Genomic DNA, 23,892 nt, shown 5'->3' with positions numbered 1-23,892 from the left:
TTTTTCCGGTGGGCATCGGCATTCGGTTCAATCACAGTGTCCGAAAGTGTCCGGGCGGACACCCCGGACACATTTTCATCCCAGATAGACGCAAGAGCGCGAATCCCAACAAGGCTCTTGGCGCTGGCAGCGAATCGGGGCGGCATTATAACCTGTTTTCTATTGAAGAGTTATCTGCTCTCCGCCGGCAGCCTCATTTTGTGAATCCGAATGGGAACCGCGTGTCTACGTTGTAATCATAAAAAGTGTCCGATTGTGTCCGGAGTGTCCGCTGGGTTACGAAATCTCACTTTTCAGACACGGTCGCCTGTTTTGTTCAAGATGAGAACGCGGCTCCCCTCTACAGAGAACAACGGCCCTGACCTCGCAATTCATATGATATCAGCGCGTTGGGCGACCTAATCATATTCCGCCCAAAACCCGGTGCGCTTCCCGCCTCTTCTCTCCCCCGGCATGATTATTGCCCACTAGAAAGTTGATTGGACTCACTCATGAGATCGCGATTGGGAGGGAAAGTCATGGGCGCAAGGATTACCATTCTGTGCCTCCTTATCGGAGGCGGCATCATCATGGGAACGATGGGATTAGGAATGATGGGATGCAGTGAAGACAGTGTGTCGTCCAAATCTTCGACTGGGCATGACCCGACCGGGATGCCTTCAACACGCTCCCTGGATGGAACCGAATGGCCCTGGATGGTTTTCGAATCAAAAGCAGGCGCGGTTGATGAGATCCTGATCATTTATGCTTATCGCACCGGAACCATTCCGGCCCTTGCCGTTGAAGTGAGAGATCCGGACATGATTGAAACCCTTGTTGCCAAGACCGCCGGAAAGCTGTTCTATGGCTACGAGATGCCCAGAATCACAGATCCCAATATTGTATCAGACATCGAGAATTATCTCTTCCCGCAAGGGGATAATGCGCTATTGTCTTGGTCGTTGATCAAATGGTGCCAGGTACATCCCAATGACCCCATTTGCATTCCAAAACCCAAAGATGAAGGGTGAGGGTGGAGTGCCTTGGTTCTTGAGGGGAGGAAACATGAAGGTCATAATCGCTTTCCTGTTCTTGGTTGTATCATTTGTTCCAAATAGCAGGGCATCTGCAAGTGACACCGATTATGATATGTTTCATTTAATATCCTACGACAATATAGACGTGTATGACTTCCCTGTTGTTCCCGGCACTCCTGAATGGAATGAGATGGAGGAGCAGGACAGAAGGAAAGCGATTCAAGTTCCCGATTCGGTTTTGAGCACAATGTCTACCTTAGGTTTGGCCTGGACCTGTCTGAAATATCCTGATCGCCATTTCTGGAATTTTAGCAGCGATGGTGCCCTTCCCGCTTCCATCCCATCTCCAGAACACAAGCCGCTAGGATTTCGTTGGGAACTGCTACAAAGACCTGATGCCGGATCCGCTATACTAAAAGTATATCAAGCATTGGACCCAGCTCTACTCGATCCCGATTGGCCCCGGATCAAGAAAATGTATTTCGAATGGGATTTTGCTTTGTTGGAGTCCATGTTGAGTATCCCGGAAATTTTATCCGGTCTTTCGACCGAAGAAAAGCATAGGTTATTGGCCCTGTGCGGCGACAGATACACGACAAGGCTCCGGCAACGAGAAGGAGATGTCACTATTCACCTGCTGATGGGCCGCCTTTTTCAGAGTGTTGAAGACTCGCCTTTCTTTCACGACGTCAATACAAGTACAGATATACTTGAATTTCTGGATTATCCCACAGCCATGACGCAGAGCACAAAAAGAGGAATGTCGACCCTGAGTGGGTTTATTGAAAAATTTATCAGGGGTAATGATTAAGGGCGATAAAAATGATCCGGTTCGTGAGTTACCCGGCCCTTCTCCTCGCGCTTAGTGGATTTATCTTTCTTGGTCCCGCCCATGCCGAGGATTATCCTGCGCTCGATGTCCATACGCCGAATGGCTCGATGGTACCCTGCGCCTGGGTTCGGGATGAGGCCCCGTATGATTCCATTCAGACATGGAACGTTGACGTCGAGTTTCTTATCGCGTTCAGCGGGTGGGACGCAGAAATATTGAAGGAGTCCACGCTTACTTATAATTGCCATGGTTATGCCTGGCATGCTTCTGAGGGTGGCGATCCTGTCTGGATTGGGATGGGGAAAGCTGAGTATTGTTCGACATATAATGAAGTCATAGTGGCAGAGGACATCTATTGGGAAGATGGCAGCTACTTTGAAGTTGATGGCGTCAATCCGGAAACAGTGACTGTTTTCTCGGCCGGGGGCCCAAGGAAGGCCAATTTCCCAAATGGTAATCATTCAGCGATAACAACCGCTATTCCGGGTTATCTTGTCTCCAAATGGGGCAAAGGACCATTAGTCCGGCACAGATGGAATCATTGTCCATATGATCAAACGGATATAAAATTCTACCGCCCTGATAATCCAGCGGCTGTTGTACACGGTTTTGCCGTCGTCGACGGAGTCGCTCAATGGAAGGTCTCGAGCGAACACCGCACGTCTCATTATAGAATCGATGGAAGCTACACCCTTGCCGGCCCCTGGAATTCGTTGACCCCGCCCCTTAGCCCGGGGGCGGGGTTCCATCATGTCGAAATCGGCGGCGGCCATGAGTGGTTCCGGCTGGTTGAAGTTGAGGCAAATGGCCAAGAGATTTTTCATGGTGCCGCCACACACACAAATCAAGTAACACACAATGTCGAACCGCGCCCAACGATAGAATTCCTGCGCGATCGAATTGATTGTCTGCGACAGAGCCGGCTAAACAATGGTTATTTATCCTCGATTCCACAGCTGGGCCGAGATGAGACCGTTGTCATCTTTTGCCCGCTGAAATTCAGAGAGGCCCTTGAATATACCTATGCTGAATTCTGGGGTGGATACGGCTACAGCGTTATGATCGAGGAGATTGATGACTATCCCGCCGATCCTGGAAGTTTTCGCGCCCATCTCAAGGGTGAAATCGCTTCGTGGGCGGCGTCGGGAGCCCGCTTCTTCCTTTTGGTGGGTGATGCAAATGATTGGCAGTGGTTTGATCTGGCCGAGCAGGGCGGGCAATACTGGACCGGTGACTGGTTGAGTATTCATAACGGGTACCTGGCTTCCGGCTATTCGGAGAGGGGGCAGCCGGCAAAGGATATTATTCCGACCTTCGCTGTATCCGACACGGCCTCCCGGGGTTTGAACACCGCCTATGTCACACCCTATTGGATGACGGATCAACCCTATCAGGACATCGACAATGATGAGATGCCGGACGTCGTTCTGGCGCGGCTGCCATTTAACAATGTAGAAGATGTCTGGGCGTTTGGTCATAAACTGGAGATGAATCAATTCTTCGATAGCGGATCGCACGGCGCTCAATCTGTCGGCTTTTTTGTCGGTGATCTTGATCATGACGGCCTGGGCGACGGACAATGTGCGCGCGATGCCGCGCAACAGGTCGAAGGCGAATTGCCCGGCGGGCTTTGGATTCAACATCTCTACGAGTCGGATATCCCAAGCGGCGGCGCCAGAAATGAGGCCGCGGCCGATCATTGGAATCTTTACAGGCCGGAGCTGCTCCTCATGCTCAGCAGCTACTCAAATCGATCCTGGCCGGCAAATTTCTTTGATCAAACCAATGCGGCAAATCCATGGGACATGGGCATGCTTGACCCGTATGGGACCCACGCGGCCCTGGTTCTATCCGGCTCCTGTGACGGAGCGGATTTTGCGCGGACCGAAGATCCGGATTATGGGGCGCCCATAGCCGAAAAGTTTTTAGCGTCATGGGATAAAGGCGCTATGGCGTGGGTCGGACCTACCACAGGATCGTGGCAACCGACAAATGCTGTCTTCGCGAAGTATTTTGTTCAAGAGCTGTATGCCGATCCCGACAGGCCGGCCGCCGAATCGTTTCTGGTTGCGGTTCAAAGGCTTCTTGAAGAGTTTCCAGACAGGCTTGATGTGCGCCATACAGCACGGTCTTATGTCTTTCTCGGCGACCCACTCGCGCGGATCAACAAGATGAATTCCGTAACCGGTGTGGGCGACGTTCTGGGTCCCGATCAAGGTTATGCTCTCCATCAAAACAAACCGAATCCTTTTGCCGCCAACACAAAAATCTCTTTTGTTTTAGCGGCGAAAAGTGATGTCGAGATTGATATCTATAGTGTCGCCGGACACTGCGTTCGCTCGCTCGCTCACAGGAGCTTCCCGGCCGGACCGCATATCTTGGAGTGGGATGGCCGCAATAATGCAGCCCTTCAAGCGGGATCGGGAGTCTACTTCTGCCGTTTGTCGGCGCAGAATCGGAGGGTGACGCGCAAAATGCTGCTCCTGAGGTGATCCATTGGTATCCCTTGAGTGGCTGTTTCGTTGGATGTCGGAAGGTGCTTGAGATTCATCCGCTATCCCCTTAAGCTCATTCCATGAGTTCTGTTTATCAAGCCGATTGAGGGGATGATTCATGATATCGATCCGCCCGGAGCAGGAGTCGGATACCGAGGCGATACGAGGAGTGCACCTCCTCGCTTTCGGACAGAAGCATGAAGCTGATCTTGTCGACGCGATTCGCGACTCCGACGATTTTGATCCGCAACTTTCGCTTGTCGCCGAGGTTGACCGGCAGCTTATCGGCCACATTCTCTACAGCCCCTTGATCATCAAATCCGAAGCCGGGGAGCACCGGGCGCTGGCCTTGGCGCCGATCGCCGTACGGCCTGATTTTCAGAATCAGGGGATCGGTTCAGCATTGGTCCGGTACGGCAACCAGGCTGCGGCAAACCTGAATCACCGCATCGTGATAGTGGTCGGCGATCCTGAGTATTATTCGCGATTTGGGTTTTCTCCGGCCCGGCCGCTGGGATTGGCCTGTTCGCTGCCGGTGCCGGATGAAAATTTTATGGTTTTGGAGTTGGTTCCCGGCGCCCTGTCCAATGTGAAAGGGAGCGTGGCTTACCCGCCGGTTTTCGGATTGGCCTAGGCGGCGCGCTCACGCCGGTGTAACAATCTTACGGCGCACCGAGTTGATAAATCCAAACATCACCCAGCGCGTTCGATCCATCCCATCCGCCGAAGAGAACCAATCGAGCCCTTGCAGGATCCAGCATCATCAAGGCGCCTTCTCTCGCCTCGGGGGTGTCTTGGGGGAGAAGATCAACCCCCAGTCTCGTCCATTTGTATAGGTCAGGATTGGAAGTTCCCACCGGGCACATATACAAATCATTGAACCGGAAAGCCTGATTGCCGACCAGCCCGCCGAAGACATATAATATTTCGTTATCGGCATCGAAGGCGGCGGCATGGCGCGCGCGGGCCGGTGGGATATCGCCGGTCGTCACCTCGGCGATCCAGGAATCGGTGTCGGATCCCACATTGACGGTGTAAAGGGTGTTGATCGGTGTGCCGTAGGTCAGCATTCCGATTTCCCCGCCGAAGACGACCAGCCGGTTCCGGTTGTTATTGTAAAAGCCGCAATGGCCGGAGACCGGAACGGGGTCATATGGGCGGTCCTGGCGCACCCAATACCATTCGGAGAATTCAACGCCTCCCCAGATGAGTTTTTCCATCGATGTGGGGTGCTGGCCGTCAAATCCGGCGGACCATCCGCCATGCAAGTACCAATTCTCAGGCGTAGAGCGGTAGATCAGCACGCCTTCAATAAAAGTGCCGGTTGTCGGGCTCTGGTCGGGAAGAGAGCTCCAGGTATCGGTGTTCAGATCCAGGACCCATACACTCCGGTAATTCCAGTAATCGCTATAGCCGCGTCCGCCTATGAAGAAGAAGCGCCGGTCGGCCGGGTCGGAGGCGGCGTTCATGGCGTAGGCGCCGGGAGGAGGATCCCCGCCGGCATCGACGAGTGTCCAGGCGCTGTCCCCAAACGATAAGGACCAGAGGTCGTCGCTTATAAAATCGCCGGCAAAACCCAATTGCTGATCAGTGCCGCCGAAGATGACCCACCGGTCGCCGGGCTCGTCATACGCGCCGCCCGCCTCGTTGAGTTCGGGGCCGTCACCTTGAGGCGTGAGTTTCCGCCACCCGGTTGTCCAATTCTCGACGGTTTCCGACCAGGCTGAAGCGCCGCTGGAATTATAGGCCCGGACGGCGTAGCGATAACGCCGGGCCGGAAGGACCGTGTCGATATAGGCCTCTTGATCGGCGGAGACCTCATCATAGTCGAGTAAACTCGAATCCTGCATCCGCTGTTTGCGGATCTCATAACCTTCCGGTGCGCCTCCATTGCCTATCGACCAGGAGAGACGGACCTGATACGCCGAGAGAAGCTCAAGGTTCACATTGGTTGGCGTACCGGGAACGGCGTTGGCTTCGGTTGTATCGGAAGCCTCGGGGCTCCAGATCGAAACGCCGTAGTCGTCTTCCGCCCTCACCCGGTAAGTATAGAGGGTGGCGGGCTCCAATGGGTAGTCGGCGAACAGCCTCCAGTCGCCGGGGATATTCGCAAGATGGTCTTCAAAGGATCCGCCTTCCCCGACGGCCCGTTGGACGGTGAAATCATAAGCCTCGGGATTGGCGTTGAAGTCGTAGGACCATTGGATTTGTATAACATCCGGCGCTGTTGATTCCGCATAGAGCGTCTGCGGCGCCGGAAGGAGCGGCCGTGCTCCGGCCTGCGATGACGGATCGCCCGGACCGTAGTTGTTGGCGGCAATGACGCGGTAGATCCAATAGTTGCGCCATCCAAGACCCGCGTGAACGAAGGTCAGCGTGTCGGCGCCCGTCGTGCCGAGCTCCTGCCATTGGCCTTCTCCGCCAAGGATCCCTTCGATCGTATAGCTGTCAACCGAGCCGGAATCGGGTTCATCCCATGTTAGTTGAATAATGCTGTATGAGACGCCTTCCGCTCTGAGGTTCCTCGGCGCTGATGGAAGCCCGGTTAATGTATAAGCGGATTCGATAACGCTGGCCGCCGAGGTGTCGGCGACATCATAAGCCTTGATTCGGTAGGCATAGAGGGATACCGACTCAAGATCTGAGTCGAGGATCGTGTCATAGCCGCCGGGAACATCATCGATTTGTACAAAAGATTGTTCCCCCGGATCCCTCCGCTCGATGAGGAATCCCAAGGGGTCGGGATCGTTATAGGTCCAGCTCACGATGATTTCGGTGGGGCTGTACCCGGTAACCGAGATCGGATCGGGAGGATTGATCGGAACGATAACGTTTTCGGTCGGCGTATGGAATGAGGTGTCGGTCCCGGCGACGGCGAGAAGGCGGTAATCATAGGCACGCCCCGGCAGCACGCTATTATCGGCCGCGGAGCGTTCCATGCCCGGCACTGTCATGAGCGGGCTGAACTCGAGCGTCTGGAGTTCCCTGCGGTGAACGAGGAAGCTGTCCGGTGATGGGGCCTGATAGGACCATGTCAGGGCGACGGTCCGGGTATCCAGCGCTTCAACATTGAAATCGAGGGGTGTCGGTATCGATGTTTGCGCCAGGGCTGTCTCCGAAACGGCTGATGTATCGGGCGGCGAAACGACGATCGCCAACAGCCGGTAGGCATACTCCTGTTCTGGATTGACATCGTTGTCAATCCAGAGACTCGATTGACCGGAAAGGGTTCGCGCATTCAAGAAGGGCGAGCCATCGACGGAACGTTCCACGAGAAAGAGATCCGCCGGCAAAAGCGCTGAACGGAATGACGAGCTCCACTCAACGGCGATCCGTTCCGGAGAGATCCAATGCGCCGAGACATCGGATGGCGTGGCCGGCCGTGTCCGGACGGTGAGGGTTTCGGAAGGCGCCGATGCTCCTATATCGTTGTAGGATCGGACGCGGTATGAAACAGTCTGCAGGGGTAAGAGCCCGCTGTCTTCGTATGACGTCACATCCGCGTCCAGGGCGGGCTGCGGTACGAATTCATTGTCCGCCGGCCCTTTGCGATCGAGAAGAAATCCCAATTCGCTGGTCGAGTTGTCGGTCCAGCCGACGGTTATTCGTGTGTCGCTGCGGAGCAGCGCCCGGAGATCCGTTGGTATTGCGGGCGTATCCATTAATGTGAAAGATCGCGTGGCAGATGAAGCGCCGGCACCATGCGGATCCTTAGCCTCTACATACCAGGTGAAGTCAATCCCCGGAGTATAACTGGAGAGGGAGATGATGACATACGTATCGGCCACCGCCTCCCGGAAGATCGGATGACCGATGCTCGGTGTAGCGTGGAAGTCGTAGGTGACAGGGTCGCCGTCCGGATCCGTTGAGGCTCTCCACAGGAAACCAAAGACCGGCGGGAGGTCGACCGTTCCGTCATCCGGCGAAATGAGAACAGGCGTCCCCGGTGCGCGATTCGGAATCAGGTCGACATAGAATGACAATTCGAAGTTCTCGGGGTCGGGGGTTGGGGAATAGCCGTCGAGGGCCATACCGGCGGAGTCGGTGATGCCGGTGGTCAGGGTCAATGCGTGCATGGCGCCGCCGGCCCATTCAATTTGGGGATAGATTTCGATGCGCCGCCCGTTTTGTGAAATGACCGGATCGTTGATGAGCGCTTCTTCCGAGCCGGCCGTAACATAGACCGTTTGGCCATTGATCAGGGTTGCGGGATCGACGCCTCGGTTAAGGGTTATGACGAGCGAGTCGTTCGCCGAGATCGTCTGCCCTTGTTGTGGGGAGTAGGAATCGATGACAAAAGCCGCGCCCGGAGTCTGCGGGGATTCGACACCCAATGTATCGCCACGGGCCCCCTGGGTTAAACTATTGCGCGCCTGAAGCCGGAAAAGGATGCGGTCCTGCCGAGCCCGCTCGACGACCCAATTCAGAGTCAGTGTCGTGTCGGCGGTTCTGTACGGGACCGGGGCGCCGATCGATTTGAAAATGTAATACTCATCGGCCTCATCGAGGGATGTCCAGCTGAGGCGGAGGGAGTCCCCATCAAGGATCGGATCATGGAAAAGGGGAACAAAGGGTGTGAGTTCAAGAACGATGCGTGTGATCTCATTCGCCGTCACCGAGACATCATGCCGGCGGCTTGCGAAGTAAACCAGGCCCGAGTCAGGTGAGCTGCCGTCCTCCGGGTGATAGAGGCCGTGGGCTTCCGCGGTGACAGTGTAACCTTCGCCTGGGGGAATCTCCTCCAACCGCACCGAGAACGAATCATCCGCCGCGACATCGTCCCAGCCCTCGGTCACAAGATATTCTTCGGTATCGTATAATGCGATACGGATGGCGGCGATCTCCACGGATCCCTCATCCGGTGCTGGGAGTCCCTTCCAGGAAAGGCTGATCATCAGCGGGGCGGGTTCCCCGGGGCGGGCGTCCTTTCCGCAGCCGGTGGGCAGAAGACAGACGATCAGGAGCGAGAGAAATCCCAAAGTGATACAGCGGAAACCCGGACATGTGGATGACATCACAACCCCCATCCATCGGTTCGTGCCCATCCCTAAAACCGCGGCCGTGGTCGGCGACGCATTTAGAGTAACACTCTTGCATGCCAGGTCCAGCGCCGAATCCTCGTTGGTGACCGTTCGCTGGGGGCGGCCGGCCCCTTTGCGGCCGCCTGACGGATCCCCCCCTTTTCTCCCTATCTTTCCTTTATCAATGCCATCCCTAGTTTTACCTTCAAATCGTCAATTATGGCGAGAATGCAGGGGATGATCAGCAGGGTCAAAAGGGTGGAGGCGATCAGGCCGAAGGTGATTGTATTGGCCAGGGGGCGCCAAACATTCGAAGTGCCGCCGATCCCCAAGACGGTCGGTAACAGCCCACCGATAGTGGTGACCGATGTGAGAATTATCGGGCGCAGCCGTTGTGTCCCGCCGGAGACAATCGATTCCCATCGCTCCAGTCCATTTTGCCGCGCAGCATTGATAAAAGAGATCATGACAATAGCATCGTTGACGACGATCCCGGCCAAGGCGACGACGCCGAAGAGGGTCACAATCCCGAATTTGTCGCCGCAGACGAGGAGACCGACCATCGCGCCGATGAAGGCGAAGGGAATAGTGCAAAGGATGACCAATGGCTGAATGTATGACCTGAATTGTGTTCCGAGTATCAGGTACATCAGCATGAGGCCGATGGCAAACAGCTTGCCGATATCGTTGAAAGCTTGATTGAACTCTTCGAATTCACCGCCGATCTCGACATCGACCTCTTCATATCGCTTGCGGATCTCGTCAAAGACCGGTGTGATATTTTTGATCGCCCGGTCGACCGATGTGACGGATTTGTCGATATCAGCTCCGACAATTATTGTACGTTTTAGATTCCGTCGTTTGATCTCGGTCACGGAATCATGAATACTGATCTCGGCGACATCCGACAAAGGGACGGACGTTCCTGACTTCGTGGAGATCTGTAGCGAGCGGATCTCGGCAAGCGAGTTAATGGCCTCCTCCTGAAATTTCACAATGATATCGATATCTTCATCACCCTCGCGGTACGTCGTCGCCTTCACGCCGCCGATGGCGGTGCGAAGCTCAATGGCTATCTCCCGGGGCGTGAGTCCGTACAGTGCGGCGCGCTCGTCATCAATTACAAAGCGAATTTCCTGCTTTCCCCCCGGGAAGTCATCGCGGATGTCGTAGACCCCTTCGGTATTGGAGAGAACCGCCTTGATATCGGCGACAGCCCGTTCCAATTCACTGAAGTATTTTCCGGTCAGCCGAAGGCTCACGGGCGGGGCCGAGGGAGGCCCGCTCGACGGCTTTTCAAACTTCAGTGAGGAGAGGCCGCTGACTGTTGCGATAGAATCGCGAAGACTCGCAATGATCTCATCCATCGGCCTGCGTTTTGCTTTGTCCGGTATTAGGCTGACCAGAACCTGGCCGACATTATTGCGAATGATCCAGTCATCATTACCTTGGTAAAGTCCCGGGGTGGCCTCTATGTATGAGATTTCAGTCGCGGGGAGATTCAAGGCGGCTGATTCGATCTTACTAATAATGCGATCCGTTTCTTCGAGTGTCGTACCCTCGGGAAGTTTTATAAGGATAGTGAAGAAATCGAGGTTTTCCTCGCCGAACATCTGAATACCGACGAGGGGGATCAGCGCGAGAGAACCGCCCAAGATAACGGTCATCACCAGCATGACGAGATAGCGCCGTTTCATAAAACGTCGGACGATCCGCTCATATCGTTCACGCAGCCATAGATAACCGCGGAACTCGGGTTTCATGTGCCGGGTGGAGCCGCCTGTCCAATCGTGGATATGAGACGGCAGCATCACCAACGCCTCAAATAGCGAAGCGGCGAGGGCCAGGCTGACGACGAGGGGGATAACACGCATGAACTTGCCCATGATGCCGGGCAGCAACATCAACGGTAGAAAGGCCGCAATAGTCGTGAGGATCCCCGACGTTACCGGACTCACAACCTCCGACGTGCCGTCAATCACGGCTTCCCGCAGCGGTTTCCCCAGCTGCCGGTGGCAATGAACATTTTCCAATACAATGATGGCGTCGTCGACAATGATACCAAGGACGACAATCATCGCAAAGACGCTTGAACCGTTGATGGTGTTTCCAGTGAACTTCATCAGGATAAAAGTAATCATGAAGGACAGCGGGATGCCGAGCGCAGCGAGTAGGGCATTGGCTCTTCCGAGAAAGATCAACAAGATGATGAAGATTATTGAGATACCGATGAGTGCGTTATTACGAAGAACGCTGAGAATCCTGCTGATATGCCTGGTCGAATCGATTGTGATGGTGTATTCAATTCCCTCAGGACTGGCGGCGCGATATTGTTTGACGAGCTCTTTGACTCGGCCGGCAATAGCGAATGTCGACCCCTGGGCCGATTTTGAAACGGAAATTGAAACGGCGTTCTTGCCGTTGAGCCTGGATAGAGTCGATCGTTCGGCGCGCGCTTCCCTGACGGTCGCCACATCACCGAGGTATACAATCCCTCCGGATGGCCCGATCTTTAGAACAAGATCGTTGATTTCTTCGGGGGAGGTGAACCGGCTCAAAGCCCTGATTTGAAATTCAGATCGCCCGATAGTGATGTTTCCGCCCGGAAAATTAATATTTCGCTGGTTGAGGGCTTGCACAATGCCGCCAAGGGTCAGATTGTGCGCATTGAGTTTCATAGGATCCACTTCGACCCAGATTTCCCGGTCCTCCAATCCCGACACTTGAACTTTGGCGACATCGGCGATCCGTTCAATATCCTCGGCGAGATCATCGATGATAAGTGACGCGGTCTTGGGATCGCCGTCGGACGTAACGCCGACCGCCACGATCGGCATGAAGTCATCAGATCCGAAATCCTCGATGATCGGATCCTCGATATCGTTGGGTAGATCTGTATTGTCGATCTGAATCCGGACTTCCTGGAGCTTCACCGTGAAATCGGAATCGGACATATCCTTAAATTTCAGAAAGAAGAATCCGAACCCCTCACCGGCCGTAGCCAGGATCTCATCCACGCTATCAATCTTGTCGAGTTCTTTTTCGCCGGGAATGATAATGAGATCTTCGACTTCTTGTGGTGAGGCGCCGGGATAGAGAATTGTAACAAAGGCCCAGTTGAAGCTGATATTCGGATTCAATTCCTGCGGCATCGCCATCAAGGCGAAGAGACCGCCCAGAAAGATACCCAACATCAAAAGGTTCACCAGGACGGGTTGATTCACGGAAAAGCGCGGCAACATTTTACTCATGACATCAACTCCTTCGATTCATTACGTACTGTCTTTCGATGGCTCCGTCATGCCCGGCCCCATAAAAGCCGAAGGGCTTTATTCCCCAGGCGGTCACTGCCTGGGCTGCTTCTCGATAATGATTTCGGAATCCTCGCGCAGGTTTCGCATCCCGACGACGACCACTCTATCGCCGTTCTTCAATCCACTCTCGATGACATAACGATCACCGATAAGCGGCCCCAATCCCACTGCCCGCCGCTTAGCCGTTGAGTCCACTATGACGAAGAGGTATGTTTCCGGTCCTTGCTTCAGAATCGCTTCTCTGGGAACAGCGAAAGCGGCGGGATGCTCCTTGAGGAGCAGAGTCGCATGAACGACCAATCCATCCCGAAGGGGATATCCCGGCGGATTTGGAATGACGACTTCGACACTGAAGGTGTGGGATATTTCATCCGCCTCGGGAGAAACCGAACGGATCTTTCCATCAAATGTCCAATCGCTAAGCGCATCGGGTGTGATTAAGACACGCTTTCCAACCGACAGCTGTATCATGTCATTTTGTGAAACACCGAGCCTAAGACGCAGAGAGTCAATATCAACGATACGATAAACCGCCTGGCCTGGGACAATGTAGGTTCCGACATCGCAATGACGCCGTGACAGGGTTCCCTTGAAGGGCGCCCGCAGGTCGGTTTTATCAAGCTGCCGCTTGGCGAGTTCCCTCGCCGCTTTGGTGCTCAGAAGCTCTGCTTCGGCCGCTCGATAGGCGAGATGGCTGTTATCGTAGACGGCGGCGGCGATATCGCCGGTCTTAAACAAAGTCGAATCGCGCTGATAATCGTTTCTTGTCATTTCAAACCGCGCGAGCGCAGCGATCACCGCCGCATCAGCCTGATGGAGGCTTTCTCGCGATATGGTCTTGTCAATAACGGCGAGGAGTATGTTTGAGTCTACGCGATCACCGACATCATGCAGGATTGAGGTAATTTCACCACCAACCTCGCTGACCACATTGACAGCCCGGTAGGCTTTGAGAAGGCCGGTCAAAACGGCCGTTTCGGTCAAGGAATCCGGAGAGACGGTCAAAATTTCCACCGGAATGGCGGAGGTATCCTTCTGTGATCCCGTCTTGGCGCCACATCCGGCGGAGAGGAATATGACGCCCAGACAAAAGCTGATTAATAAGACCGACGGCAACAACGGAAGGGACGGTGACGGCTTCATCCCTTCCAGCGACCGGTGTTCTTGTGCTGGTTCAGTCTTGTTCGGCGAATTCGTTGATTGAAATATCATCTTTGAACCTCTCCATTCACTCTGTGAGTCAAACTATCAATGAGAAACGCCTTCTGCGCCCGTCCCTGAAAACAATTCCAGGATTTCTCCCCGCGATTGGAAGAAATCGGCGATGGCGAGAACGAGATCGTAATAAGCGGCTGAATGGATCTGCTCGGCCTCCTGAAGGGTCAAGTTAGCATCGATCCACTCAAGATTCGTCAATCGTCCCAATGTGTAATTGCTGTGCATGATTTCAAGATTACGTCTCGCGCTTTCCAAAGTGGCTTCGGCCAGCAACAAAAGCTTGGTGTTGCTTCGTATGGAGGATCTGGCCGCCTCGGCGCTCAGATAGAGCCCTCGGATGGCCACTTCGTTTTCCTCGCGGGTTTGTAGAACCTTTCGCTTGGTCATCTGCCACTCGGAATAGTTGGAGAAACTTGTAAAGATCGGCAGACTGAAAACGAGGCTTGCATTCCACGCTTTGGCGCCGTCGAGATTAAGAGTGTTATTATTTTGCCAGCCGTAGGAGCCGCTGAGAGTGAGGCTGGGTAGCAGCTTTGTCTTGCTGCGTTGGTTTTCGAGATCAGAAATCCGTACAGAGTTGTTCAATATCTTCAATGTGGGATTATTCTCTATTATCTCGTTGACGGGCCGGCTCTCAAAGTCCGACCATTCATTCATATCAAACCCGAGGAAAAGATCAATTTGATCAAGAATTGGCTGCGGGAGGTGATCGTCCAGCTCCAGAAAACCACCAGAAGGTTCACCGAGCAGATTTTCGAGACTCATGGCGTTGACACGCCGGAGGTTCTCCTGCTGGGCCAATTCTCCCTGCCGGCGGGCTTCTTCAACGCGCCAGCGAAGGACATCCGCCTCTGAATAGCGGCCGACGGAGAAGAGCCTCTCCGCGAGGGCTGTATTTTCTCTCGCCTGGGCGAGATGCTCATTCTGAATTTCGATCAAGGAATAGACTTTTAGGAGTTGGATGCCGGCTCTCACCGTTTGATGCGCTGTTTCCTGCCGCGTCAGGATTTCCTGCCAATAGGCGGCATCCTTTATCGCACCGGTGGCGGCGACCCCATTCCAGACTGTAGGGTGAAAAAGCAGCATCTGCGCCGTAATCTGTGTTTCAAATCCGTTGCGAAAGACCGTCTGGGGAATCTCGACCGTCTCGGCCTGGAAGTTACCAGCGGTATCCGGATAAAAAAAGGTCAACTCGCGTCCGATACTATTGGCGCGTTTCACCGTCTCGTCGTCGAGCCGGGTGTAGGAAGATTGCAGGGAGAGTGATGGGAAGAGCTGTGCTTTTGCCTGCCGGTGCGCCCAGACAGCTGCATCGAGGGCGTGGCTCTTCGCCGCGATGTTATGGTTATGCTCCAAAGCCCGGCTGACCGCTTCACATAATGTATAAGAAGCATCACATGGCGATTCGAGAAAGAGGAGGACCGGCATAAATAATAATGCGGCCAAAAACCGGCGGGCTGACGCCGTGGACGCCGAAGGAGATTTCCCAAAAACGCAAGCGATCCGGCTCCTGCTGATGATATTTCGCGATGATTTAACCTTCATTGGACATTCCTCCGAGGGTTTCGAAATAATCGGGGTGAGATTTGAACAGCGCGATCAATTCCAAACAGAATTCAAGTTCTACATTCATATGGCGAGCGCCGACATGGCATAGAGCCATGAGGTGGGGCGGCATTCCCGGCTCTCCCGCTTGGCTTTTCTCGAGTTTGATAATTTCATTCAACTTTTCGACCCTCGCTTCAAGAAGGGAGATCGTCTCGGCGATAGGGAGGGCATCGATGAATGACATCGACAGATAGAAAAGAAGATCATCGGATTCGATTTTACCCATCGCGACCCGGAGTTGCCCGGCGAGAAGGCGGCGGCCCTTTTCCGTAATATGGTAGATCGTGCGCTCGGGCGCTTTGCCCTCCCTCTCGGTCGTCACGGTCACGGCCCCATGCTCCATCAATTTATTCAGGGCATAGTAGATTGATGACTGGGATATATTGGCCCACTGCTCCAGCCCGAGCTGCTGCATCTTCTGATTCAAGAGATAACCATGCATCGGCTGCCAATTAATCAGCCCCAGGGCGGCGATTTCATTCTTCTTTGGCGGGACGGTGAGGCTCATGACGACTCTCCTTTTCGGATCTTGCGTCCGGTTTTCGAGTATTCGAATATAGAATACTCAAATATGGGATAATATGCACTGAAATAAATGCTCAGGCTTTCTGATTTTTGCTGTTGAATTATAAGAGGTTACTGAATCTCGTCGGCGAGACATCTACAAAAGAGACCGCGATCCCTATCGGGCCGCGGTCTCTCTTGGTTGATTCGGGATCTTAAGAGCAGCCGATCCCGAACGTTGTCGTCTTTGCCGGGATCAGGACCAACAATGTCCCGACCCCGGGAAGCTCCGTCTTCTACGATTAATTCCCGCTAAATGTCGACCAAGGAATAGCGATTCCTTTGAGAGTAACGTCGTCGCAATCGGTTCCCGTATCGACCGTGCATTCATATTCGCCATATCCACCCTGCGGCCTGAAGCGGACCGTGACGACGCGGAATTGTCCTGCGCCGAGGCTAAAGCTCCCGCCGCCCGATAATATGCTGAAACTGACACATCCGGCCGGCATCGTCACCGATCCCGTGAGCGTTCCCCCACCCAAATTGGAAATGACAAAGGTGTCGGTTTTTCCGGAAGTGGGTGTCCAAGGATTGATCTTCACCTCTCCGAAATCAACCAGCGTGGGCTCCACATGGCAGATGGGGCCGTCTTCCGCCTCACCCGAGCAGGCTACCATGCTGCACGAGGTACCGACGGAGACGTTGCAGGTATGAGCGCCCTCAACAAAGGGTTGGTAGCGTATCGTGACATACGCACTCTGCCCGGCGCCCAGGCTGTAGGGGCCGCCACCGGAGATAATGGTAAAGTAACTGCTACCGATGATAACCGGCTGCCCGGTGAGGATGTTCCCTCCCGTATTCGTGATCTGGAAGCTGCGGTTCTCCCAATCACCGACCTCGACCATACCGAAGGTGAGGCTGGTGGGATTCACATCACATGCCGGGGGAGATTCAATCCCTTCACCGCTGCAGGAAACGCCGCCGCAGGTGGCTCCCGTATTGATATAGCAGTTTTGCGATCCCACCGTCGTCGGCGAGAAGCGCGCCGTCACGGTACGTGAGTCGCCGGGGAATAATGTAAAGGTTCCGCCGCCGGAGAGTATTTCGAAGTTGGGGCAGCTTTCGCTGACGCTGCTGGTAAAGTTATGGTCACCGACATTCAAAATGGTGAAGCTTCGATTGCGGGTTTCACCCACGACGACATCGCCGAAGTTCAACGTACTTGGATTCAAGAAACAGTCCGCATCCGCCTCGCCGGTTCCGAAACAGGAAACATTGGGAGTATAGCGTCCCGTCTGCACCACGCACGATTGATATCCGTACGCGACCGGCTTGAAGCGGACGGTGACTTGGATTTGTGCATTGGGAGCGAGCTCATAGGCGCCCTTCCCGCCGATAATCTCATAATGCGGGCTGGTTTCCGTCACCGTGCCGGACAAGTTGATGCTGCCGATATTTTTGAGCGTGAAGGTGAGTTCGCTGCTGTACCCGAGCGGGACGACGCCAAAGTCGAGAACAGAAGGCGTGACTTTGCCGAGCGGCGCCGGCGTGCCCGATCCCGTTAAGGCCACGCTGCCGCAGGTCGTACCGTTCAAAGCGACCGTGCAGGAATGGTTGCCGACCGAGGTGGGGCTATAGCGAACCACAACCTCCCGTGAATCCAGCGAGCCGAGACTGAAGGCGCCACCGCCGCTGATGATTGTGAAGGGCTCGCAGCTCAGTGAAAGCGAACCGCTTAGATTTCCACCACCGCCGTTGGTGATAGTGAAAGACAAATCTTTCGTGGATCCGACGGTCACCTCGCCGAAATTGACGGCGCTGGGCTCAACAATGCAAGCAGCGGGCTGCGACGATCCCGCTCTCGCCAGAACGGTGCATCCAGTGCCGGTTTCAATAATACAGAGATGATCGCCCGGCTCTGTCGGCTCGTAGCGAACCGTGACGACAACATCATCGCCGCCGGCAAGATCGAAAGCGCCGCCGCCGGAGACGATTTCAAAATGCTCGCAATCGGCCTCGATGACTCCCGAGAGAGTTCCGACTCCGATATTACTGAGTGTGAAGGTCAATTCATTTGAATCACCGACATCCAAATTGTCGAAGTCGAGGATGGATGGATTGACATCGCAGATCGCTGAGTTGGCCGAGCCGGTGATATAAATGAATCCGCATTCTGTGCCGGTAGAGATCGAGCAGGAGTGATTACCGATCTCGGTAGGCTGATAACGGACCGTTACCTCGAGCTCTTGAAGCGATCCTAAATCATATGGGCCGCTTCCGGCCACGATTTCAAATTGATCGCAATCGGTGATGATTGAACCGGTGAGCATTCCCATTCCCACATTGCTCAATGTGAAAGTCTGTTCGCTGGTTTCGCCGACGAGGAGTTCGCCGAAATCAAACTCGGTGGCGTCAATTTGACAGATGGGTCCTTGAGCCGTGCCGGAGACGGGAATCATCCCGCATGTTGTCCCGGTGAGGATAGAACAGCTGTGCTCGCCGGCAACCATCGGTTGGTAACGGACGACGACTGTGAGCGTATCATTCACACCCAGATTGAAGGCGCCGCCGCCTTCGATGATCTCAAAATCATCACAGGTTACTTCAACAAAGCCGGAAAGGATTCCGGTGCCGACATTGGTGAGGATGAAGGTCTTTTCCGGAAAATCGCCGAGCGCCGTCGCGTCGAAGACGATCTCGGAGGGCTCGATGAGGCAGTCGGGTCGAACCGCTGTTCCCACCGCGGGGATAACATCGCATTCCGTTCCGGTGAGGATGGTGCATGTGTGTTCACCAGATTCCGTGGGCTGATAACGAACCGTAACGGTTCGTGATTTCAGGCTCTCGAGGGCAAAGTCGCCGCCGCCTCTGACGATGGCGAATTGATCGCAGTTGCTTTCGATGAATCCTTTCAGCACGCCGCCGCCGGTATTTTTGATCGTGAAAGACCGGTCGCGCATACTGCCGACATTCAGCGCGGCGAAGTCGAGCTGGGCCGGGGTGATTTGGCATACAGGCGTTTCGGCTGTTCCGGTGGCGCGTACGCCGTTGCATGAGGTGCCCGTCTGAATCGTGCAAGCCTGGAAGCCGTCTGCCGTAGGACTATAGCGGACCGTGACGGTATGCGTGCCGGCGCCGAGAATGTCAAAGTCGCCGGCCCCTTCAATGATCGCAAAGGGTTCACAAGCCTCTTCGACTTTCCCATGCAGATTGCCCGCGCCCGGGTTGCTGATCCCAAAAGTTAGATCCTTTGACTCACCCACATTCACCAGGCCGAAGGCAAGGTTTGATGCGGTGAGGCGGCAGTCGCCATTCCGGGATGCGCCGGTGACGGTAATATCTGAGCAATCGGTTCCCGTCGTAATTGTACAAGTATGTTCGCCTAGTTCATCGGGCGCATAACGGACGGTAATCCTGATGGATTCGAGACTCTCTAGATCGAAGGCGCCCCCGCCGGAAACGATTTCAAATTGATCGCAATCAATCCCTATCTCGCCGTTCAGAATGCCGGTGCCGGTATTAGTGACCCGGAAGGACAACTCTTTTGAAGCGCCCAAGACAACATCGCCGAAATTGAGAACAGCCGGAAGGATCTGGCATCTGGGGCTGGTCGCATGACCGGTGAGGGATACCTGGCCGCAGCGGGTTCCGGTCTGAACCGCGCAGGAATGGCTCCCCGTTGTTGATGGGTGATAGCGGACGGTCACGGTGCGGGAGCTCTGTGCGGCCAGCACGTAATCGCCGGCGCCTTCGATGACCGCGAACTGATTGCAATTGGCAGAAATGGAACCCCGGACGATGCCGCTTCCGATATTGCTGACCGTAAAGGAGCGATCGGCCGTTTCGCCGACCTTGATCGAACCGAAATCGAGGCTGGCGGTGCTAATCTCGCACCCCGGCACACCACCGGATCCGGTGATCTGGACCTGAGCGCACCCGGTGCCGGTGAGAATGGTACAATCCTGATCCCCGGCCGCGGTCGGGAGATAACGGATGGTGACGGTGCGGGACTCTGCTCCCGCGAGTTCAAAGTTGCCTGCCCCTTCAATGATCTCAAAGGCGTCGCAGGTTGATTCGACGGAACCGGTCAAAAGACCACCACCGTCATTTATAATCGTGAAAGTTCTTTCGGAGAGTTCACCGATATTGACATCACCGAAATCGATGAAGGCGGGCTCGACAAGGCAAAGAGGCAGCTCATTCAAGGTGATCGGAGCGGAGAATGTTCCCGTTGAGATGGCATTAACGGCCCGCACGCGGAGGATCTCATTGCTGCTTTCGAGGAGTTTGCCGTTAAGGTTTACCATGGCGATCGTATCGGCCTGAACGAGATCGGTGAATCCACACTGCTCATCAAAAGTCCGCAGGATATATTCTTCAGCGCCCGGAACCCGTCCCCAGGCAAGATTGACCAGGGGGCCCTGGATCGATGTGATATGAATGCCGGGGATAAAGCTGTTCATCGTGAGCGGAACTGTTTCCTCGCAACGAGGTCGGACCGACATCACAGCCGACAGGCCGGTATAAGCCGACCCCGACGTCGAGGCGCCGCATCCGGCATCCGCCGGAGTTCCAATCGCCACGCCGCGTATCCGAAGATTTTTCTGCGATGGAACATCCAGAGAAATGCGGAATGAGTTTTGGTTTTCGGCGACCGGCACAATCGCCTGCGCGACGATCTCGTCGGAATCTTCTTCCAAAACCAAAACTTGAATTGAGTCGATAAGGGCGATGTTGGAATTGCCGAAGGCTTTCCCCGCACCTGCCGGGTTATCCACAAACTGCATCTGAACCGAGAGGGTTCCCGTCGCGGAGGAGGAAACGAGTTTATCTTCTCCACAAGCGACAAAGATGATCACCATGGCCCCGATGATGGCAGTCAGGATGCCCAATTGTCGAATCGCTTGATTCCGGTGCTTCATAGAAAACATGTCATACCTCCTCGACTCGTTCGTTGGTGGTCACCCCATTATTATACAACATAAACACCCTGGGTTTTACGGTTGCCAAGGCGGGGATGGAATATTTCTAATCCGTTGCATTTTGCAAGGTGGCCGTTTTTTAACGAATCAAACCTTCTGGACGGAATCTATCCAAGTCATCGACCCTGATGAGATTGTATGCATTAATAAATCTGCTTTTTAGAATTAAACCAATTTCAACTAGAATCAGAGATTCCAGCTGAGCGCCAAGGATAAGTCGTTCCCCGATAGATCTGTATTCCCCGAATCCAAGGCTCCCGTCAGCATCGCCCACCGCAAGACTGCGGAGAGGGACTTGCCTGAGGACCATCCAACCAGGGGGCCAAATCCGGCCGACCAGCCTGTCTTGCTTTCATCTTCGTATCCGACGAACTGCATCCAACTTAGGGTGATCCCCGCCGCCCATTGGTGGGACAAACCCCATCGTCCATCCGTCGCCAGTTGGAGTGTTCGCCCTCCCTCGGGAGAGAGATCGGGCATCTCCGGTTGGGATGCGGACAAGATACCATTTTCGCCCTTCCAGATCGCTTGCAGATGGGTGCTCCAGGTGAAATTCCTTCTGAAGAGCTGGGCTTGTAGGCGGCCCTCCCATTGGGGACCTTCGTCGTAAACCTCTACGCCGTCAAAACCATCGGCCCCAAAGAACCGCCCGGTGAGATCGAGCATCAGCTTCAATGATGTGAAGCTGGCGTCGAGACCGGTTGTGATATTGACGACATCGCCGGGTTCGTAATCGGGCTGCCCTGCTTCCAAGGCGTAGGCTCCGTTGATCGTGTATGAACCACCGAGCCCGAAGACCCATGCCGATCCCAGAGGCATGGCCCATGAGAGCCCGATATTCATGTCGAAACCCTGTCCGTAATGGCGGAGTGGAAATCCCAAAACAGGGTTCCAGAGGCTGTCTTCAACGGTCAGCTCTTCGAAGGTGAGCTCGCGCTTTCCGGTCGGGAGGCTGGCGCCGGCCTGGAACTGCAAATGATGATCCAGAAAGGATCCGAAGAGTTGAGCGCGGAGATTTGTTAAACCGTTCAATGATTCCGAAGGCTCCAAATTGAGTGTGCTTCCAGCGGAAGATGTTGACGCGGCGAGGCTCCAGGTGTCGCCGAAGGAGAATCCACCCCAAGCCGTTCCCATCCATTGTGAAATCTCGAAGCTTTCTCCGGGGGAGTCAATTTGCCACACGCGGTATGTGAAAGGGAAACGGAGCTGATCTTGAGCCGCGATAGGGGTATTCCACAGAGAAGCCGGGAATAGGGAGAAAGGAAATACGAAGAACAGAATGCCGCACAGACAGACCAAGGACATCGCTCGTCTTTTCATATCGAACCTCAATTGGGCACATCCCCTTCAACAATAATGGTTCCCTCGGTGGGTAGCTTTTGCCCCGGGGTCAACTGTGGATCGGCCTGCGTTTTCTCCGGTGGGGGAACAAGGCCGATGATCTCGCCCTGGTGGATATGCCGGTCATCGGTCGGTGGTTTTGTCTCGCCGATCTTTTCCATCTCACCGGCATCGTAGCTTTCTTGATCTTCAGGGGTGACCGATAGGATATCAGCTCTGGAAGAGGCTATGCGGAAGCCGGGATCGAGATTCGCCGCATCACGGTAGTATCCCGCAGCCTGGGCGGGATAGCCGCGCTCCTCCATATCCAAACCGCGGCAATAGGCGAGGAAGGCGTCAAATGATTCGGTCGGCATATCCATGAGAATCGCCCGTTCGTCGACACTGGGAGAGAGTCCGAGCGCCGCTAGAATCGAGAGAACCAGTTCCTTTTCCAAGTGGAGGACCTGTTCGAGTTTTCCGGCCGCGGGTTGTACGTCGGCACGGGGGCTGCCCGTTTCCGTCGCCAGCAGATCGGCGTCCAAACGGACCTGCGCCCCTTCCTCAAATGTTAAAAATGATCCCTGCAGAAGGGTTCCTGCGCTGAGGAGACGTCCTAGACGGGGCGCACGTCCCTGTGCAAAAGCCGATCCTTCGGCCCCCGTCTTTGACGTCTGTGCCTTCAGCGCGGCCTTCACGGCATTCCGGGTGTTGGGACCGGGGATACCGTCGACAACCAATCCGGCGTCGCGTTGAAAAGCTCGAACTGCATTTTTATACATTGTCGTTTGTTCGGAATCCAAAGGGCCTTTGTAATAGGGCGTGCCGTCCGATGAGATGAGGGTCGCCAAGTTTGTTTTGAGTTGGAGGATCGGATCGGCGGTCGCCGCCGGTTCTCCCGCCGGCTTGTCAGCGGGTGTCCCCGCCGGCGGCGCCGCATGCGTCATTCCCAATTCATCAAGAAGCACTTGGAGTCGCTGCCGTTCCACCAGGCGCAGCGAATCGGCTTGCGAGAGATCGGTGATCAACATCGCCGCTAATCCTTTGCCCAGAGGTGTCAGTAAGGAATCGGGCGAGAGGTTCTCAAAATCGAAGACAGCCAGGGTCAGCCGGGAGGGGGGCGTCGCCGTCATCATACCCTCACGAGCGACGAGGATCTGCGTCTGCTTTTCGAGCATCTGCCGCCGGAGGAGGTTCATCCGCGCACTAACCTCCACCGCATCCGGCTTTCTTTCCATATAGGCGGTGTAGGCGGCCAGGGCGCCGCCCGGGTCATTCAGCTTTTCATTGACCCGTCCGAGCAGGAAAAGCGTGGAAGCATCTTTTGAATCCAGTTCGTGGGCCTTTTCCAATGAAGCCAGGGCCGCGGTGACATCCCCGAGCTCATATTGGCAGGCTCCGATAGCGCGGAAGGTCTCGGCATTGTCGGGGAGTCTCTCCGCGCGTTCCTGATAAAGCGCCAGCGCAGTTTTGTAATCACCCTGTTTGAAGAGGTGCTGCGGCTTGGGTCCACCCGAACATCCCGCCAGGAGGGTAGACGACAAGATGAATGAGACGAGGAATAACTTCCAAGTTGACATCT

General features: G+C 54.9%; 12 protein-coding genes. 4 read left to right on the top strand and 8 right to left on the bottom strand.

Annotated features, from left to right (window positions below; translation table 11 throughout):
- Positions 1 to 518 precede the first annotated feature (518 nt).
- From KJ970_14995 to KJ970_14980, 4 genes are all read left to right on the top strand, one after another.
- Entirely contained in the window at positions 519 to 1,010 is a 492-nt protein-coding gene (locus KJ970_14995) for a hypothetical protein (protein MBU2692227.1), read from the top strand.
- Positions 1,011 to 1,044: 34 nt separating this feature from the next.
- Positions 1,045 to 1,827, top strand: a complete 783-nt coding sequence (locus KJ970_14990) for a hypothetical protein (protein MBU2692226.1) — start codon at positions 1,045 to 1,047, stop codon at positions 1,825 to 1,827.
- Positions 1,828 to 1,838: 11 nt separating this feature from the next.
- Entirely contained in the window at positions 1,839 to 4,340 is a 2,502-nt protein-coding gene (locus KJ970_14985; protein MBU2692225.1) for a T9SS type A sorting domain-containing protein, read from the top strand.
- A gap of 121 nt (positions 4,341 to 4,461) precedes the next feature.
- Entirely contained in the window at positions 4,462 to 4,977 is a 516-nt protein-coding gene (locus KJ970_14980; GenBank protein ID MBU2692224.1) for an N-acetyltransferase, read from the top strand.
- A 28-nt stretch (positions 4,978 to 5,005) separates the two neighbouring features.
- Here KJ970_14980 and KJ970_14975 read toward each other — a convergent pair whose 3' ends face one another.
- From KJ970_14975 to KJ970_14940, 8 genes are all read right to left on the bottom strand, one after another.
- Positions 5,006 to 9,358, bottom strand: coding sequence for a fibronectin type III domain-containing protein (locus KJ970_14975; protein ID MBU2692223.1), 4,353 nt, complete (start codon positions 9,356 to 9,358; stop codon positions 5,006 to 5,008).
- A gap of 173 nt (positions 9,359 to 9,531) precedes the next feature.
- Entirely contained in the window at positions 9,532 to 12,615 is a 3,084-nt protein-coding gene (locus KJ970_14970) for an efflux RND transporter permease subunit (GenBank protein ID MBU2692222.1), read from the bottom strand.
- Positions 12,616 to 12,708: 93 nt separating this feature from the next.
- Positions 12,709 to 13,890 carry an efflux RND transporter periplasmic adaptor subunit gene (locus tag KJ970_14965; protein MBU2692221.1) on the bottom strand — a complete coding sequence of 394 codons (1,182 nt, stop codon included), beginning with the start codon at positions 13,888 to 13,890 and terminating at the stop codon, positions 12,709 to 12,711.
- 36 nt (positions 13,891 to 13,926) lie between these two features.
- Positions 13,927 to 15,441, bottom strand: coding sequence for a TolC family protein (locus KJ970_14960; protein ID MBU2692220.1), 1,515 nt, complete (start codon positions 15,439 to 15,441; stop codon positions 13,927 to 13,929).
- Positions 15,431 to 16,012 (bottom strand): PadR family transcriptional regulator, encoded by a 582-nt coding sequence (locus tag KJ970_14955; protein MBU2692219.1) that lies wholly within the window; start codon positions 16,010 to 16,012, stop codon positions 15,431 to 15,433. The genes KJ970_14960 and KJ970_14955 overlap by 11 nt, the downstream gene beginning before the upstream one ends.
- 298 nt (positions 16,013 to 16,310) lie before the next feature.
- Positions 16,311 to 20,939 carry a choice-of-anchor D domain-containing protein gene (locus KJ970_14950; protein ID MBU2692218.1) on the bottom strand — a complete coding sequence of 1,543 codons (4,629 nt, stop codon included), beginning with the start codon at positions 20,937 to 20,939 and terminating at the stop codon, positions 16,311 to 16,313.
- Positions 20,940 to 21,176: 237 nt separating this feature from the next.
- A complete protein-coding gene (locus KJ970_14945) occupies positions 21,177 to 22,310 on the bottom strand; it encodes a hypothetical protein (GenBank protein ID MBU2692217.1) in 1,134 nt (377 codons plus the stop codon).
- Between the two features lie 8 nt (positions 22,311 to 22,318).
- The gene (locus tag KJ970_14940) at positions 22,319 to 23,890 is read right to left on the bottom strand and encodes a tetratricopeptide repeat protein (GenBank protein MBU2692216.1); all 1,572 of its coding nucleotides are present in this window, start codon (positions 23,888 to 23,890) and stop codon (positions 22,319 to 22,321) included.
- Positions 23,891 to 23,892: the final 2 nt, after the last annotated feature.

The sequence above is a fragment of the Candidatus Eisenbacteria bacterium genome (assembly GCA_018831195.1).
In the GTDB taxonomy this organism is placed as follows: Bacteria; Eisenbacteria; RBG-16-71-46; order CAIMUX01; family JAHJDP01; genus JAHJDP01.
The sequence above is the reverse complement of the archived record's forward strand: the minus strand, read 5'-3'. Positions and strand labels throughout refer to the sequence as shown.

What these genes read in the sequence shown, in the direction of transcription:
- KJ970_14940 (MBU2692216.1), bottom strand. Translation starts at nt 23,890, where the DNA reads ATGTCAACTTGGAAGTTATTCCTCGTCTCATTCATCTTGTCGTCTACC.
- KJ970_14955 (MBU2692219.1), bottom strand. Translation starts at nt 16,012, where the DNA reads ATGAGCCTCACCGTCCCGCCAAAGAAGAATGAAATCGCCGCCCTGGGG.
- KJ970_14960 (MBU2692220.1), bottom strand. Translation starts at nt 15,441, where the DNA reads ATGAAGGTTAAATCATCGCGAAATATCATCAGCAGGAGCCGGATCGCT.
- KJ970_14945 (MBU2692217.1), bottom strand. Translation starts at nt 22,310, where the DNA reads ATGAAAAGACGAGCGATGTCCTTGGTCTGTCTGTGCGGCATTCTGTTC.
- KJ970_14970 (MBU2692222.1), bottom strand. Translation starts at nt 12,615, where the DNA reads ATGAGTAAAATGTTGCCGCGCTTTTCCGTGAATCAACCCGTCCTGGTG.
- KJ970_14965 (MBU2692221.1), bottom strand. Translation starts at nt 13,890, where the DNA reads ATGATATTTCAATCAACGAATTCGCCGAACAAGACTGAACCAGCACAA.
- KJ970_14995 (MBU2692227.1), top strand. Translation starts at nt 519, where the DNA reads ATGGGCGCAAGGATTACCATTCTGTGCCTCCTTATCGGAGGCGGCATC.
- KJ970_14980 (MBU2692224.1), top strand. Translation starts at nt 4,462, where the DNA reads ATGATATCGATCCGCCCGGAGCAGGAGTCGGATACCGAGGCGATACGA.
- KJ970_14975 (MBU2692223.1), bottom strand. Translation starts at nt 9,358, where the DNA reads ATGTCATCCACATGTCCGGGTTTCCGCTGTATCACTTTGGGATTTCTC.
- KJ970_14990 (MBU2692226.1), top strand. Translation starts at nt 1,045, where the DNA reads ATGAAGGTCATAATCGCTTTCCTGTTCTTGGTTGTATCATTTGTTCCA.
- KJ970_14985 (MBU2692225.1), top strand. Translation starts at nt 1,839, where the DNA reads ATGATCCGGTTCGTGAGTTACCCGGCCCTTCTCCTCGCGCTTAGTGGA.
- KJ970_14950 (MBU2692218.1), bottom strand. Translation starts at nt 20,939, where the DNA reads ATGTTTTCTATGAAGCACCGGAATCAAGCGATTCGACAATTGGGCATC.